This window comes from Streptomyces boncukensis (assembly GCF_011045075.1).
Lineage (GTDB): Bacteria > Actinomycetota > Actinomycetes > Streptomycetales > Streptomycetaceae > Streptomyces > Streptomyces boncukensis.
Genome location: NZ_JAAKZZ010000159.1, coordinates 1 through 14,426 on the forward strand (window position 1 = coordinate 1; position 14,426 = coordinate 14,426).

Genomic DNA, 14,426 nt, shown 5'->3' on the forward strand with positions numbered 1-14,426 from the left:
GTTCCCGCCCCCCGCGGTGCCCCCGACCGCCGCGGCTCCGCGGCCGGGGTACGGGCGCAGGTCCGGTCCGCCTCCCGCTGTCGCGGTTCCGGTGCTGATCGTCGCCCTGCTGTGCCTCGGCGTCGGCGTGTGGGCCCTGGTGGCCCTGTAGGCGAACCGGGCCCCGGGGCACCGGGCCGCTGGGCCGCCGGGCCACAGCTCAGTGGCCCGGCGGCCCGGCTCTGTTCGGCCCTGTCCGGTCCTGTCAGCGGGGGCCACTGCCGCGTCGTACGCCGCGCCGTGCCAGCGCGTACCAGGCGCCCAGCCCGGCGAGCAGGGCGAGTCCGGTGCCGCCCGCCACGGCCGCCACGAGGGCACCGCTCCAGCCACCGTCGCCGCCGTCGCCGCTGTCGTCGCCGCCGCCGGCGTCACCCGCGGGTGTAGGCGAGCTCCCGTCCGGGCTGGCGTCCGGGCTCGCGTCCGCCTTGGCGTCCCGTTCGGGTCCGGAGCGCGCCTCGCCCTGGACGCCGACGCGCAGCGTGATCCCGATGTCGGGGTTCTCCGCGATGCGGGCGGCGCGGCTGGAGAGGGTGACGGCGATGTAGTGCTCACCCGCCGCGTGGACGGGGCGGATGTTGGTCCTGGTGACCCAGCGGTTGCTCCAGGAGACCTGGGCGGCGCCCGCGACCAGCGTCTTCTCGGTGCCGCGATAGGTGCCGAGGGCGTGGAAACCGGGCCGGGAGCTGATCTCCTGCCGCTTCGGGGAGTAGGTGAGGGCCCGGATCCGGGCGTACGAGACGCCCGGCCGGTCCACGGTCGGCTCGTTGCCGAACTCCACGTCGTAGCGCAGCCGCTGGCCCCAGCCGACCGGCACCCGGTACCAGAGGGTCTGGCCGGGGAGAATCTTGTCGCGCCAGACGCCGGTGCCGACCTTGGCGGCGTCGTTGAAGCCGGTGCCGCCCTGGACGCGGCGCGCGTCGGTGCGGGGCAGCGGCGCCTCCTCGGCCGCCCCGGGCGGGTCCGCGGGAGGGGCGAGGCGGTCCGTGCGCTCCGGGCGCTTCTCGACGTCGTAGCGCAGCTCCAGCGGCCAGCGGGCCCGGTCGGCGGTGCGCTTGTTCGTCCGGCGCTCGACGGAGAGCAGATAGCGGCCGGCTCCCCGGTCGCAGGTTCCGGAGCCGCTGCCGAGGCGGGGGATCCGGGGGACGCTGGAGATGACGGGCATACCGCCGTCGTCGCTGCGGAAGTACCCGTGGTCGGTCCGGCAGGCGATGCCCTTGACGCCGCGGCCCGGCCCGTACAGCTTCGTGCGCAGCCCCGCGGAGCGGCTCTGGTCGGAGCCGGGCTGCGGGATGCCGGCGGCGGAGAACACGTTGGTGGAGGTGCCGTCCATCTCCACCGAGTACCAGCGGGTCTGGCCGAGCCCGATGGAGTCCACGTACTGCCCGGACTTCTCCGACAGCGGCGCCGCCGTCGCGGGCGAGTCGCCGCCCTCGACCCGCTTGCCCCGGAAGCGGTAGCCGTCGACGGAGAGCTGTCCGGCGCGCTCCAGCTGGCGGACCAGCGCGTCGGCGTCGGGCGCGTCGTAGTAGTGGCCGTTCCCGGAGTCGGCCACGCACTGCAGCTGCTTGCGGGCCTTGCCGCGCACCTGGAAGCCGATGGTGTCGATCCGGAGGTTGATGCCCTTCTTGGCCAGTTCGGCCGCCGCCTCGCAGGGCGGGGGCTCGCCGCAGGTGTCCTCCCCGTCGGAGATCAGCAGGATGGTGCGCTGGTCCAGGGAGCCGCGCGGCGCGTCGGGCAGGTCCTCGGCGGCCTTGCGCAGCGAGTGGCCGATGGGCGTGTCGCCCTTGGGCCGTACATCGGCGACGGCCTTCTTGATCGCGCCACGGTCCAGCGGCCGCACGGGCTGGGCCAGCCGGGTGTCGGTGCAGCCGCGCGCCCGGTCCGCGCCGTAGACCCGCAGCCCGGTCCGGTAGCCGTCCGGCAGCTTGTCGACCACCGTGCCCACGGCCTTGCGCGCGGTCTCGATACGGGTGCTGCCCGAGCCGTCGTCGTCGGCCATGGACCCGGAGGAGTCCAGCACCATCACCAGCGAGCCGCGCGACGCCGGGGACTTTTTGTCCGCAACGGTCGCGGACGCCGTGCTGGGCCGCGCCTGCGCGGTGCCCACCAGCGGCCTCGCGGCAAGCAGCAGCGCCATGCCCCCTGCCAACGGCCCGGCTATCCGGGTGTGTAGGCGTCTCATCTGCCGTGTTCCCCCTCTGTCACGGTTCCTCTCGCAGATCGTGCGCCTACGCTATGCATTTGCATACGCACACAGCAAGGGGAGAGCCGTCACGGAACGGCAACAGCACCCGGCAGGGTGACGGGGAGCCCCGCACAGCAGTGAGGCCCCAGCCGGCTGGCTGGGGCCTCACGGAAATCCGGATTCGCTGAGCTTCACACGCCCGAACCTGCGGGCACGGAGTCGGTCGCCTCCGTCCACAGATCCTGCTCGGCGCGGTCCGCCTGGATCTGGCGGTACACGAGAAGGCCGCCGATGGCGGCCAATGCGACCAGGAGCAGCTTCTTCACCGCGCTACCTCGTCCTTCTTAGACGTTGGGACCTCTCTGGCAAGCGATAATACCCAACCGTCCGGATACCCGAAGCGGTCGGCTCGGCCGGGCGCCTCCTCACCCGCTCCGCCTGAACGTCAGACGCCCCCGGCTCCACTCTGCGGAGACGGGGGCGTTGTGCCTGGTGCGGCTACCAGGACTTGAACCTGGGGCCTCTTCCTTATCAGGTCGATCCGCAGGTTCGGACAAGCCTGTCAACCTGGGGTCGCGGATTCCCTCCGCGCAGCTCAGAGCAGACTGTCGGCTCTCGAAGACAGCCGCCGTACACGCCCCACGAGGAGCCAGCCCGCTCCGGGGTGAAGAGCGGGCCACCCGTCGGCACCGGAGCCCGTACGCTACGAGCCCAGTGCCGCGACAGTCGCGACAGCCGCGACCGTGGCGACGATGGCAAGGCCGACGAGTATCGGCTCGACGACCGCTGGATGCTGGTGCGCAACATACGCCCCAAACACGGCTGCGAGCATCACCGTCACGGCGACGGCCAGGACTTCGGGATTGATGTGCATTGCGTTCTCCCACGGATAGAGCAGTTCGTTCGGTGGCTCCGGAGCCGTGGAAGATGTTGAGGGGATCGAGGGCAAGCCCCGCAACCCTGCTCCACATCACCGAGCGTCCATGTTTCCGCAGGTCACAGGAGAGTGAGGCGTTCACACGGAGTTATCCACTCGGTGAGACCTTTCGCCCTGCCCGCCCGGATGCGCGGACACGTAGCAGGTGGGGATGCCTCTACGACGTCATCTCCGCCGAGCAGAAGTACGCCTCCGAAGGCGCGCCCGCGAAGACGCGTCGCTTCACCGATTTCTGCCGCGATCTCCGGTTGGATGCCCGCACCTTGTCTATGCACCCCTCGTAGGCGTCGAGCTTCGCGGTGTCCCAGCGCTTCAGCAGCTCGTGGCGGTTCCGCTGCGGCTCCATGACATAGCTCGTGATGTGCGTCGTCAGGGCACCGAGGAGCACAGCCCGCTCGTGATGAGCTGCTCACCGGTGCCCAAGAGATCCCCCGCAGACGGCGCCGGGGCAGTCCCCCGGAGACGATGAGGACCTGCCCCCCAGAGGACTTAATGAGTCAGCCACTGCCAGCACACGGGTCCGCTGTCGGCGGCCAGTGAGAGTTTCCCGCGTACGGCCAGTCCGATTCCCCACACGGCAGTCACACTCAGTGGTCCCGGTCCTGGCTGGCCGATACCCGCTCGCCCTGCGAGCTGATCGCCTACGAACCGCTGCTGTCCGACGACGGCGCCACCTGGCTGGGCACGGCGGCACTGCTCCGGGCGCCGACCCCGGACGCGGCCCGTACCGTCCTGACGCCGTACCGATACGCCGCCATCGAGGTGCACAACTGGCAGTTCGGCGGCGGCCGTCATGAACGAGGGTGTCCAGGTCGACGCCCCCGCCGAGACCTCACGCTCTGTAGACGAAGTGGCCACAGGCGGGGCACCCCAACTGGCCGCTGACAGTCCGCAGCGGCTCCGGTGAGCGCGTGGCCGCTTGGAGTAATTGTCACATCCTGTGGATCCGATCAGCGTGGTCGGGCTTCCCACGCCGGCTGCTGGGGCTCGTCGTTGTGCACGATGATGTCGGCGTGATCGGTCGGGCGGACCGTGTCGAAGTAGAACTGCTGGGATGGGCGGTAGCGGCTGTGGAAGCGTCGCTCGACTTCGGTCACGGAGCCGTACACCGCCAGGTCACGGGTCCGGGCGCGATCCAGTGTCTGCTCAAACGCGGCGGACACGAAGATGCGCAAGTCCCATCGGTCAATCAGCTCCGGGCGCATGAGGAACACGCCATCGAACAGCAGTACGGCATCGGCGGCTGCCGTTGTGACCGGCTCGGACAGTGCGGTGTCCGTCGCCTTGTCGTAGACCGCCTGCCGGAACGCTCGGTTTCCGCCCGGGCCCAGCGGATCGAGCAGCGCCCGGTGCAGCGCGTCGAAGTCGAAGCTGTCGTGATAGCAGCCTTCGGCGGAGTGTTTGCCGCGCCGGTAGCGTTGTGACCGAGGGGTAAGGAAGTCTTCGATCTGCGCGCGGATCACTTCGCGGCCCTGCGCGCGCAGGACGACAGCGAGCTCGTCGGCCAGCATGGTCTTGCCGGCTGCGGGCGGTCCGTCGACGGCGACCCGCGTGGGGTGCACGTTCGTGACGGATTCAATCGCCTCGGCCAGGCAGCCAAGGAGCTCGCCGCGGGTGCCGTTGTCCATGCTCAGCCGCCCGCCTTGCGTCATGGATGTCACGTCGGGCTCACCCTATGCCGGTCTCACCTCATGTCAGGCTGCGGTGGCCTCTTCGCGCTCGACGAGGACGCCGTTCTCGAACCGCGCGCCCGCGCGGACCAGGGGCACCAGGTGCGCTCCGGTGATCGCCCGCCAGCGTTCCAGGGCGGACTCGACCAGCTTGAACACCATCGCCATCGCCGGTCACGTGGGCGAGACCCGATGGGGCCGCAGCGCCCGCACACCCTGTTGGAGCTCCTGTCCGAGTGCGCCGAGGCGGACGGCGGCATCCTGGGCGAGCAGCGCGAAGGGCTCGCGCTGCTCTACCGCACCCGCACCAGCCTCTACAACCAGCCCCCGGCGCTCGTGCTCGACTACGCGCGGCCGGGCGAGGTCATGCCGACGCTGGAGCCGACCGACGACGACCAGCGCACCCGCAACGACGTCACGGTCACACGCGAAGGCGGCTCCTCCGCCCGCGCCGTGCGGGAGGACGGGCCGCTGTCGATCCAGCCGCTGCCCGCCGGAGTGGGCCTGTACGACGAGACGATCACCCTCAACCTCGCCCGGGACGAGCAGGCCGAGCCGCTCGCCGCCTGGCGCCTGCACCTGGGCACCACCGACGAGCTGCGCTACCCCACCGTCACCCTCAACCTGGTCCGCGCCCCGCACCTGATCCCCGCCGTGCTCGGCCTGGAGGCCGGAGACAAGCTCGTCATCCGCAACCTGCCCGACTGGCTCCCACCCGGGGACGCCGAGCTGCTCGTGGAGGGCTGGCGCGAGCAACTGCGCCCCTACGGCTGGACCATCACCCTCACCTGCTCCCCGGCCCGCCCGTGGACCGTCGGCGTCACCGACGACCCGTCCCTGGGCCGCGCGGACACCGACGGCACCGAGCTGGACGACGACGCGGGCGCGGCCGACACCGAACTGGTCGTGCGCACCACCGCCGGCCCGCCATGGGTGACCGACGCCCCGGAGTTCCCCTTCGACGTCCGCGTCGGCGGCGAAGTCGTCACCGTACTCGGGATCACCGGCAGCAGGCCGCAGACCATGACCGTCCGCCGCGCCACGGACGGGACCAGCACACCGCACCCGGCCGGAACAGACGTCCGCCTGGCCCAGCCCACCGTTGTCGCCCTGTAGCTGCGCAAGGAGGCCCTCATGCCGCTGTGGCAACCCGGCATGCGCATCACCGCCGCCCGCCTGAACGCGATGGCCGGGGACTGGACCGACTTCACACCCGTGTGGACCGCGCAGTCCGGCACCACCAGCATCGGCAACGGCTCGCTGGACGGCCGCTACAAACTCGACGGCCACACCTGCGAGTTCACCGTACGCCTCCAGTCCGGGGTGCCTGGGAGCTGGACGGCGAGATGGCCGTGCCCTGGGGCAGTGAGACGAATCCGACGTGGAAGCCGAAATCGGTCCTGGTCCATATCGGCCAGGTCACGAGGGAGACCCGGGGCCGCGTGAAGGAGCTGGAGACCGCAGTCGCGGAGCTGGCCGCCCGAGGGGCGGCGCGGGACGCGGTGCTGGAGCGGCTCGCCGAGGGCGGCGGGCTCGACGCCGCCGAGGTCCAGGCCGCGGCCGAGGCCGGTGCCCAGGCCGCTCTCGATCGGCTCGCGAACGCGCTGACGGAGGAGGAGAGCTGATGACGACCACAGCGTTCTGGAAAGCCACGGCCGAGCGGATGATCAGAACGTTCGCGCAGGCGCTCATCGCCGCGCTCGGCCTCGACACCACCGGAGTGCTGGACGCTCCCTGGGGCGATGCGCTCTCACTCGCGGGCGGGGCAGCGCTCCTGGCGCTGCTGACCGCCATAGCCACCTCCGGCGGCGGGACGGAAGGCCCGGGGGTGACCGAGTCCGTACGGAGAGGGGGATGACCGAGGAGTCCGCGCAGTCGGTCGCCGTCGAACTGGAGCGGCTGCGCGGCACCGTCACCACCGGCTTCGCCGAGGTCAAAGGGTCCCTCGCGGTCCTGGTCGAGCAGTCCAACCGCAACCGCGAAGACCTCCAGCAGCTCCGCGCGGACACCGAGAAGGACATCACCGACCTGCGCGCCGACGTCGAAGCCTTCAAACGCACCCGCTGGCCCCTGCCCTCCCTCGCCGCCCTCACCGGACTCGGCGCCCTCGCCGTCAGCCTCTACCAACAGCTCGCCCGCTGAACACCGCGCCCCCTCCCGCCCCACCAGGGGCCGGGAGGGGGCGCCTTCGGCATGAGCTCACCCATTCCGTGATGCCGGGGCGGGTTCCGCCGGGCCCCAGCAGGTGTTCGTTACACGTCCACGTGTAGGTGCCACACGTTGTCGTGGCGCTTCAGCGTGGCCCGCAGTTGGCCGGTGGATGGGGCTCCCTCCTGCCTCCACCGGCTGATGAGCTGGCGCATGGTGTCGAGAGCGGTTGAGTCGGCGCTGTCCGCCACCAGAAGCTCCCCGGCCGCGAACGACGCAGTGGCCGGTACGCCGCTGGTGTCGCCTACGCCGACCCCGTTCCCCAGCGGGGTGGCCGCTTCCAGGAGTTCTTCCGGGCGCACGGCGAGCAGCCAGTTCTTGAAGTCCAGGTACTCCGTCGCGTCCAGCCCGGAGGGCTCGCTGTGCGGCCTGTCGGTCAGCGCGTCAACGAGCGCCTGGTGGTCTTCGGAGGCAGCCGTGGCCAGGGTGCTCACGGTGGCGTTCCCGCTGCCGAAGGCGGGAACGGTGTGGCTGGCCGCTGCGGTCATAGGCGTGTAGCCACCGGGGTGGGCCTGAACCGTGCCGGGGCCGCCGTGGTCGTCGGCGGTGATGCGGGCGATGGCGTAGGACCCGGGGAGAGGCCCCAGCCGCACGCCGCACACGAGGATGCCGCCGGGAGCCAGCTGTTCCAGCCAGGCGTCGGGGATGTGGGGTGGGGTGGCTCCGGCCAGGATCCGGTCGTACGGAGCCGCTGGTGGATGCCCGAGCATTCCGTCCCCCACCTGCACCCGCACATTCAACCCGTGCTGGTCGTAGAGGGTGCGGGCCCGCTGGGCCAGCTCGGGGTTGATGTCCACGGCGGTGACCTGCCCACCGGGGGCGGTCAGGCGGGCCGCCAGAGCGGCGGAGTAGCCGGAGCCCAGACCGATGTCCAGGACACGGTGGCCGGGGGCGAGGTCGAGCATGCGAAGGTGGCGCGCGGTCACCTCGGGCGGAGTGCACGGGCGGACGGCGCGGCCGTCGTCTCCGTGGAAGGCTTCGGCGGGGAGGTCCTCGGCAGCGTGTGCTACCGGGTCGTCGGCTGTTGTGGCCACGGTGGAGCGGGTTCCTTTCTCAGACGCGAACAGTGACATACAGGGGGCGGTCAGGGCTTTCGGGTTCTCCCACGGCGGTGCCGTCGGTCTCGATCCAGGCGTGTCCTTCGCAGGGGTCGAAGCGGCAACCCAGGCACCAGTCCACGGCCGCGCCGGTAGCGCAGCACATCAAGAAGGCGGCCAGGGAGCGTTCCATGCAGGCGGCGCGTCCCGGGACACAGCGGGTGGCCCAGTCGCGCGCGTCGATCACGCGACGGGCCTGGCCGGTGCTGGCGGCGCGGCGGGTCGCCCATTTGAGGGCGCGGGCGAGGGCGAGGGTCACGCGCAAGGGCGAGGCGCGCACCAGCACGGAGGCGGCAGCGAGTGCGCCCAGCGCACCCAGCGCGGTGAGCAGGGCAGGACGCTGCCGTGCCGACTCGGGCATCGACATGGGGATGCTCATGTCCACCACCACCGCCGCCCGCGCCCGGCCTCGCGCAGCAGATGCCGGGCGAGCAGTTGCCGGGCCAGCGCCCGCATGTCGGCCCGCACCTGCTCAACCGGCGCTCCGTAGTGTTCGGCTACCCGGTCGGCGGCGGTCTCGGCGTCGTCTCCGGCGGCCAGGTGGCTCCACCACAGGGCCCCGGACGACGAGAGGGCGTACCAGCGGCCCCGGCCGCGTACATCGAGCAGCACCGCGCCCTGCTGGGCGGTGGTCGCGTACACCGTGCGGGAAGGCACCACGTCACGCATGCGAACCTCCTGCGATGGAGTGCTGGGCGAGCCACATCTCGGTGGTGGTGAGCGCTTCCAGCGCGGACCATTTGCCCGCCGCGCCAGCCGTGAGTCGATCGACCTCCGCCAGGGCGGCGCCGGCGTCGATCCATCCCTCGGCCGCCAGACGGCTGGAGGCGATCAGTTCCCGCACGGTGTCCGCGTTGCGCCGCAGCCCCGTATAGGCGCTGCCGAAGTAGGCTCCCTTGGTGGAGCGGTGCAGCAGCCAGTCGGGAACGAGACCGTGCAGCGCCGCCTCCAGCAGCGGTTTCTGCACGACGGTAGAGGCGTGGCCGACCACCGGCACCGCGAGGGCGGCTCGTACCACCGTGGAGTCCAGCAGCGGCGCGTGATGCGGGACTCCCATGCCCTCGGCCTGAGTGCGCAGTTCGGCCTCCCAGGAGCCGAACTCGTGCAGTTCGGCCACATACCGGTGACGGCTGGTCTCGCAGACAGGCACAGCGCACTCCTCGGCGGCCCGCAGGAGGCGGCGGCTCAGCTCGTCCCGGGCGGCGTCGGTGAGCCAGGAGCGGACGGCCGACAGCCGCATCCATCCCAGGCTCTCCCTGGAGGCCCGGTGCGGGGGCGGCACGGGGGCGCCGGTGGTCAGATCACGGGCCAGGCGGCGCAGGGCCTGGGCATTGCTGGTCCGGGAGGTGAGCAAGGCCCGGGCCGCCACCGTGTAGACGGGGAAGTGCCGCAGCCGCGCCCGCAGCAGGCAGTGCCGTGCGAAGCGTCCGGAACCGCCTGTTCGTGTCAGGTCCGCCAGATAGAAGGGGGAGGCGGTCAGCAGAGTGTCCCCGCCGGAGCCGGTCAGGTGCACATCGCTGCCCCACTCGGCACAGTGCCGCTGGTAGGCGTAGCGCATCCGCCACCGTGCGGCGTCCGGGAACGGCTGGTCGGTGGGCGGCGCCTTGTGCAAGTCCTCGAAGAACAGCCCTCGCTCGTCGCGCACCTCGCGGTGGGTGAGCCCAGTCTGTCCGGCTGCGGCCTGCCGGGCGTAGTACAGGTCGTCGTTGTCGCTCTGGGATGTCGGATGGTGGGTCACGCCGAACAGCTCAGCCCCGTCCCGCAGGGCGAGCAGCGCGACGCTGGTCGAGTCCAGCCCTCCGGAGAAGTCCGCCGTCAGCCGCCATGCCGAACGCGCCCGGCACTGAACAGCGGCCACCAGGCTCTCCCGGAACTCTCTCGCGGCCTGCTGGAAGGGGACAGTGCGCCGGGGCTCGTAGGCCACAGTGCGGCAGCTCCCATCCCGCCCCAGGAGGAGGGCGTGTCCCCCGGGTAACCGGCGCACCCCGTGAAACGCGCTCTCCGTGCCGCAGATCTCCGGAACGGTAGGGCAGACCATGCGGGCCGTCAGCGCGGCATGGTCCACGTCCGCTCCCGAGCGCCGGGCCAGCGCGAGGGCCGATGTGGACCAGGTGCACCCGTCGTCGAAGCCGGGCATGTAGTAGACGGGGCGGGTTGCGGCCAGGTCTGTGAGGACCGCGGTGGTATCGCCGTCGTCGGCGAGTACCCAGTAGCTGCCCGGCCACCTCGTCAGCGCGGTCCAGTCCCGGGCGCGTACCGCGCGAAGCCCCTTCCGAAGCTGGCTTTCACCCGCGTAGCAGTGCCCCGCAACCGCCAGGCGCAGGAGTCCGTCCTCGACAGCGCGCCACGGTTCGTTGTCCTCGGTGGCCACGGGAGACGGTTCGGTGGACCAGACACGGCGTCCGGGCGCGTGCGGCGTGGGGCTGCTGATGATGAGCGGCATGTCACCTCCCGGTGGAGAAGGGGCGGGGCCACCGCTGATGGCAGCCCCGCATAGCGCCTTACTCGAAGTACCGGTCCTTGTCCTGGGTGTCCTCGGCGTACTTCCCGAACGTGACGTTCGGGACCGAGTCCAGGTCCACCAGCACAGGAGTCGCGTAGGTGTCCTGCGGTCCGTGGGTGTCGTCCGCTTCCATGGCCAACCTCCTTCCATCACATGGGGTGTGCTGTGCCCCCCTGGTGAGGAGGGCGACGGTGCTGAGGAGCCTGCGTTCCCTGGCCGTACTCAACCGGGCTCACCCACTGCTGGGGTCAGGCCGCCTCCCTGCTCCTGTTCCTCTTCGGCGTCGTCTCTGCCGAGCCGAACAGGAACAGGTCGGCGTTGCAGTTCCGGCAGCCGGGGCAGTTCTCGTCGCACGGCTCGATGCTCGTCTGGAATCCCTTCGGCTAGAGGTAGAGCTGGGCGCGGCAGTCGGCGCAGTACGTCTTGCCGTCCTCGCCCCGCACGGTGTTCTGGTGCTCGCACTCCGCCAGGACGGGCTCCATACCGGGCCACGCGTCCGGGACGGACACCGGCGGCCGGGCGGGGGCGACCGTGCGCCCCGTGGCATCGGCCTGGACAGCGTGCACGATCAGCGCGGCGGGGACCGCGGCGCCGATGAGCCCGAGCAGCGCCAGGGGCCGCCACACGGGCGTGTCGATGGGGTCGCGCTCAGCGGCGTGACGGCTCACTGGTCCACCTCCTGAATGGACTCGATCGGTGTCGTCCACTCCCGCCCGCCCCGCTCCGGCGCCAGCCAGGCGACCGGATCGCTGACCTCGGGCAGGAAGGGAGCGAGGGTGCGCTGTGCCTCGGTTGTCGGCTCGGGCGCGACGGCGCGCAGCACGCCGATGACGTGGTGTGCGGTGTCCAGCACGCGGTGGCCGAGCAGTGGGTGGTCTTCGTGGGCGAGGCCAAGAGCGGACTTCATCGGCCTGCCCTCCTTCGGTGTCATAGTGGGTCGGGGGAGCTGCCGCCTCCGGGGGCGGAGGGGCACAGCGGAGCCGACGGCGCCCTGCCCACGTCCTCAACTCCGCGATGGGCAAAGCCTCCTGGGAATCTCCGCGTCCTGAACGTAAAGGCGCTGCGCGTGCGGTAGGACTGACTGTGGGTACGGGTTACGCGGGACACGCTTCGGGAGCGTGATGACTGCTCGACGTACGGCCGCAGGCACCATCACCGGGTTCGTGCTGCGTCTGGCCCGCGAGTCCATCCCCCTCACGCAGACAGCGGCGGCCGAGGCGCTCGGCGTCGATCTCGCCACGGTGCAGGGTTGGGAAAGCGGGCGGCGGCCGGTGGCGAACATGCGCGCCGGCGCCTTCCTCGACCTCCGCCGGCGGCTGCTGGCACTCAAGGCCGACCACGTAGTCCTGAGTCTGCTGGACGCGGCACTGGACGCCGACCGGATCGTCGGAGCCGCCCTCGATCCGCCAGACGCCGCCGACCTGCATCCGCTGGCCGGATGGGTGCACACACGCTCCACCGCGCATCTGCTCTCCTGGGCCCTCAACGGCATCCGCCCGCCTGCACTCGGCAGCCTGACCACCCCGCACAGGCGCGGGCCCGTGGCAGCCGCCCCGCTGCTGGCCGTCAGCGAGCGGGCAACGTTCTTCGATCAGCTGCGTACCTCGGTGGAAGCCGCGGGGACCAGCGAGACGCTGGCTCTGCTGCGAAGGCAGGCGCTGTACCTGTGCGCTTACGACCGGAGCCCCGAGGGCGCCTCGTGGACCGCGCACACGCTCCAGGCCCGCCGGGACGTTCTCAGCTTGCGGGGATGGACGCCGCACTGGGCGGAAGCGCGCTCCACCGCCACCGCTCTCGTACGGCAGGGTGACTTACAGCCGCTGCTGGACTTCATCGACCGGGCCATGACCGACGACGACCGGGCCGAGGCAGCGAACCTCACTTACTGGGCGTACTGGCTCGGTGTTCTCCCCGGCGCCCAGCCCGACGACGGCTTCATGTGCCGGCGGACGGACTGGGACCCCGTGGCTCTCCTGCGGAGCCTCGTGGAGGGCCTGGACCAGGCCCCCGGGTACGTCGACCTGTACGCGCATACGATCTGGGCGCTGCTCACCGCGCATCCCTGGCTCCCCCAGGCCGTGCCCGCGCTCGCCGACAGGCTGGACGGCCAGGCGGTGCGATTCCTGGACGAGGGGCGGCTTTCCCCCCGGACGAGCTCTGAACTGAGCACCGTGCACTACGTTTTACGAGATCAGCACTGAGAGCCGGAGGGAACTGTGGCGGACGAGATGAGCGACGAGCAGGCGCGGGGCACCGCGGGGTTCCTGCTGGAGATGGGCATGCTGAAGCGGGCGAAGCGGTCCGGCTGGTGGATCGCCGGGGTCAAGGACCCCGAGACGATCGCGGAGCACAGCTTCCGGGTCGCGCTCATCGGATCCGTCCTGGCCATGATGGAAGGCGCCGACCCGGCGAAGACAGCGCTCCTCGGGCTCTGGCACGACACGCAGGAGACCCGGGTCAGCGACATCCCGCACATCGGCCGCCGCTACTTGGACGCCGCGCCGAACGAGAAGGTCACCGCGGACCAGGTGTCGGCCGCGCACCCCGCGGTGCGGACCGGGGCGCAGCGCGTTGTGGAGGAGTACGAAAACGGAGACTCCCTCGAAGTGGTCTGTGCGCGCGACGCGGACAAGCTGGAGTGCCTCATCCAGGCCGTCGAGTACCGCGAGCAGGGGTGCTCGAACGTGCAGAACTGGATCGACAGCAGCCGGTCGAAGCTGAAGACGGCGTCCGCGCAGTCGCTCGCCGAGGCGGCCTTGACTATGACGTCGGTGGAGTGGCAGCAGACATACCTCCGCTGACCCGCGAACGCGCCGGGCGCCCCTGGAACTGACCTCTTCGAGAGCGGTGCTCTCCGCCGATCAGCTCGGCGGAGAGCACCTGTCCGGCCGGGGGCCTCCCGAGCACCCCGGCCGGGTCTGTCGGGGTTGCTCCTCAAGACGGCTCGTGGTTCCCGTCTCCCCCCGAGGAATCGATTCCCCCCACGGTGAGCAACAGGCGATCAACGGCTCGTATCACCCACCGGCACCATGGAACGCCTGCGCACCATGATCATGCGGAGTTTTGGCAAATTTCTGGCAGACAGTCGCCGCCCCATGTAGAACGCCCAGCCCCTCCAACGAGGTGCCGGGCGTCTGACCTGCTGCGATGCTCTGTGCGGCTACCAGGACTTGAACCTGGGGCCTCTTCCTTATCAGGGAAGCGCTCTAACCGTCTGAGCTATAGCCGCGCGCTGCACCGAAAGATTAGCGCACTTCAGCCTGTGCCCCAAATCGCTTACTCGTCCTCCGCAAGGGTCAGCTCGATGCCGCCGACGAAGCCGGCGGAGAGGTTGTAGATGAAGGAGCCCAGCGTCGCCAGGGCCGTCATCAGCACCATGTTGATCACCGAGATGACCGAGGTGAACAGCAGCACCCGGGGCAGGGAGAGGAACGACTCCAGGTCGAAGCCGCCGCTGCCCTCGGCGCTGGTCGCCTCGCTCACGGTGCCGCCGATGCTGGAGAAGACGCCCATCGCGTCCATCACCATCCACAGCACCGCGACGGCCACGATGGTGCACAGGCCCAGCGCGATCGACAGCAGGAAGCTGACCTTCATCACCGACCAGGGATCGGCCTTCGCCACCCGGAGCCGTGCCTTGCGGGTCCGTGGAACCGTACGGGCGTTCGTACGCGGGCGCCGTACGGTGCCTGTCTCTAATCATCATCTGACGCTGACGACGAACCTTCGAGTGTAGATCTCGGGGGTGTCCGTATGATTAAACAAAAAACACAAAGAGTAACTATAA

Annotated in this window: 18 protein-coding genes, 1 tRNA gene and 3 pseudogenes; 7 read left to right on the forward strand and 15 right to left on the reverse strand. The window is 70.7% G+C overall.

Annotation, left to right across the window (positions count from 1 at the left end; all coding sequences use genetic code 11):
• Positions 1–244: 244 nt before the first annotated feature.
• The 4 genes from G5C65_RS16880 to G5C65_RS16895 all read right to left on the reverse strand — a co-directional run bounded on the left by G5C65_RS16880 (position 245) and on the right by G5C65_RS16895 (position 3,549).
• Positions 245–2,176 (reverse strand): vWA domain-containing protein, encoded by a 1,932-nt coding sequence (locus tag G5C65_RS16880; protein WP_241265850.1) that lies wholly within the window; start codon positions 2,174–2,176, stop codon positions 245–247.
• Between the two features lie 239 nt (positions 2,177–2,415).
• The gene (locus tag G5C65_RS16885) at positions 2,416–2,550 is read right to left on the reverse strand and encodes a DLW-39 family protein (protein ID WP_003958712.1); all 135 of its coding nucleotides are present in this window, start codon (positions 2,548–2,550) and stop codon (positions 2,416–2,418) included.
• 377 nt (positions 2,551–2,927) lie between these two features.
• Positions 2,928–3,098, reverse strand: a complete 171-nt coding sequence (locus tag G5C65_RS16890) for a hypothetical protein (RefSeq protein WP_165299677.1) — start codon at positions 3,096–3,098, stop codon at positions 2,928–2,930.
• 220 nt (positions 3,099–3,318) lie between these two features.
• Positions 3,319–3,549, reverse strand: coding sequence for a hypothetical protein (locus G5C65_RS16895; RefSeq protein ID WP_165299678.1), 231 nt, complete (start codon positions 3,547–3,549; stop codon positions 3,319–3,321).
• Positions 3,550–3,791: 242 nt separating this feature from the next.
• Between G5C65_RS16895 and G5C65_RS40925 the strand changes: the two are divergent.
• A pseudogene (locus tag G5C65_RS40925) lies at positions 3,792–3,947 on the forward strand (YciI family protein); the annotation flags it as partial.
• A gap of 164 nt (positions 3,948–4,111) precedes the next feature.
• Here the strand turns inward: G5C65_RS40925 and G5C65_RS16900 are convergent.
• Positions 4,112–4,813, reverse strand: coding sequence for a cytidylate kinase family protein (locus tag G5C65_RS16900; RefSeq protein WP_241265851.1), 702 nt, complete (start codon positions 4,811–4,813; stop codon positions 4,112–4,114).
• 42 nt (positions 4,814–4,855) lie between these two features.
• Positions 4,856–5,002: pseudogene (locus G5C65_RS16905) on the reverse strand (IS256 family transposase); the annotation flags it as partial.
• A gap of 21 nt (positions 5,003–5,023) precedes the next feature.
• Between G5C65_RS16905 and G5C65_RS16910 the strand changes: the two are divergent.
• The 4 genes from G5C65_RS16910 (at position 5,024) to G5C65_RS16925 (ending at position 6,973) form a co-directional block, all read left to right on the forward strand.
• Positions 5,024–5,947: a hypothetical protein gene (locus tag G5C65_RS16910; RefSeq protein WP_165299679.1), complete on the forward strand. Its 924-nt coding sequence runs from the start codon at positions 5,024–5,026 to the stop codon at positions 5,945–5,947.
• Positions 5,948–6,177: 230 nt separating this feature from the next.
• Positions 6,178–6,456, forward strand: a complete 279-nt coding sequence (locus G5C65_RS16915) for a hypothetical protein (protein ID WP_206441894.1) — start codon at positions 6,178–6,180, stop codon at positions 6,454–6,456.
• On the forward strand, positions 6,456–6,689 hold the full coding sequence (locus G5C65_RS16920) for a holin (protein ID WP_165299680.1): 234 nt from the start codon (positions 6,456–6,458) through the stop codon (positions 6,687–6,689). Before G5C65_RS16915 ends, G5C65_RS16920 begins: the two co-directional genes overlap by 1 nt.
• Positions 6,686–6,973: a hypothetical protein gene (locus G5C65_RS16925; protein ID WP_165299681.1), complete on the forward strand. Its 288-nt coding sequence runs from the start codon at positions 6,686–6,688 to the stop codon at positions 6,971–6,973. The genes G5C65_RS16920 and G5C65_RS16925 overlap by 4 nt, the downstream gene beginning before the upstream one ends.
• Positions 6,974–7,083: 110 nt before the next feature.
• On the opposite strand, the gene G5C65_RS16930 is transcribed toward G5C65_RS16925, so the two are convergent.
• From G5C65_RS16930 to G5C65_RS16960, 7 genes are all read right to left on the reverse strand, one after another.
• Positions 7,084–8,073, reverse strand: coding sequence for a methyltransferase domain-containing protein (locus G5C65_RS16930; protein WP_165299682.1), 990 nt, complete (start codon positions 8,071–8,073; stop codon positions 7,084–7,086).
• A gap of 19 nt (positions 8,074–8,092) precedes the next feature.
• The gene (locus G5C65_RS16935) at positions 8,093–8,515 is read right to left on the reverse strand and encodes a lasso peptide biosynthesis B2 protein (RefSeq protein WP_165299683.1); all 423 of its coding nucleotides are present in this window, start codon (positions 8,513–8,515) and stop codon (positions 8,093–8,095) included.
• Positions 8,512–8,805, reverse strand: coding sequence for a PqqD family protein (locus G5C65_RS16940; protein ID WP_165299684.1), 294 nt, complete (start codon positions 8,803–8,805; stop codon positions 8,512–8,514). The genes G5C65_RS16935 and G5C65_RS16940 overlap by 4 nt, the downstream gene beginning before the upstream one ends.
• The gene (locus G5C65_RS16945) at positions 8,798–10,579 is read right to left on the reverse strand and encodes an albusnodin/ikarugamycin family macrolactam cyclase (protein ID WP_165299685.1); all 1,782 of its coding nucleotides are present in this window, start codon (positions 10,577–10,579) and stop codon (positions 8,798–8,800) included. Before G5C65_RS16945 ends, G5C65_RS16940 begins: the two co-directional genes overlap by 8 nt.
• Before the next feature lie 58 nt (positions 10,580–10,637).
• Positions 10,638–10,772 carry a putative RiPP precursor gene (locus tag G5C65_RS40145; protein ID WP_165299686.1) on the reverse strand — a complete coding sequence of 45 codons (135 nt, stop codon included), beginning with the start codon at positions 10,770–10,772 and terminating at the stop codon, positions 10,638–10,640.
• A 250-nt stretch (positions 10,773–11,022) separates the two neighbouring features.
• Positions 11,023–11,307: a hypothetical protein gene (locus tag G5C65_RS16955; protein WP_165299687.1), complete on the reverse strand. Its 285-nt coding sequence runs from the start codon at positions 11,305–11,307 to the stop codon at positions 11,023–11,025.
• Positions 11,304–11,546 (reverse strand): hypothetical protein, encoded by a 243-nt coding sequence (locus G5C65_RS16960; RefSeq protein ID WP_165299688.1) that lies wholly within the window; start codon positions 11,544–11,546, stop codon positions 11,304–11,306. The genes G5C65_RS16955 and G5C65_RS16960 overlap by 4 nt, the downstream gene beginning before the upstream one ends.
• A gap of 214 nt (positions 11,547–11,760) precedes the next feature.
• On the opposite strand from G5C65_RS16960, the gene G5C65_RS16965 reads away from it, so the two are divergent.
• Together G5C65_RS16965 and G5C65_RS16970 are read left to right on the forward strand one after the other, a co-directional pair.
• Positions 11,761–12,840 carry a helix-turn-helix domain-containing protein gene (locus tag G5C65_RS16965; RefSeq protein WP_165299689.1) on the forward strand — a complete coding sequence of 360 codons (1,080 nt, stop codon included), beginning with the start codon at positions 11,761–11,763 and terminating at the stop codon, positions 12,838–12,840.
• A gap of 27 nt (positions 12,841–12,867) precedes the next feature.
• Positions 12,868–13,440, forward strand: coding sequence for an HD domain-containing protein (locus tag G5C65_RS16970; RefSeq protein WP_165299692.1), 573 nt, complete (start codon positions 12,868–12,870; stop codon positions 13,438–13,440).
• 354 nt (positions 13,441–13,794) lie between these two features.
• Here the strand turns inward: G5C65_RS16970 and G5C65_RS16975 are convergent.
• Positions 13,795–13,868 (reverse strand) — tRNA-Ile (locus G5C65_RS16975).
• Positions 13,869–13,915: 47 nt separating this feature from the next.
• A pseudogene (locus G5C65_RS16980) lies at positions 13,916–14,332 on the reverse strand (DUF3566 domain-containing protein); the annotation flags it as partial.
• Positions 14,333–14,426: the final 94 nt, after the last annotated feature.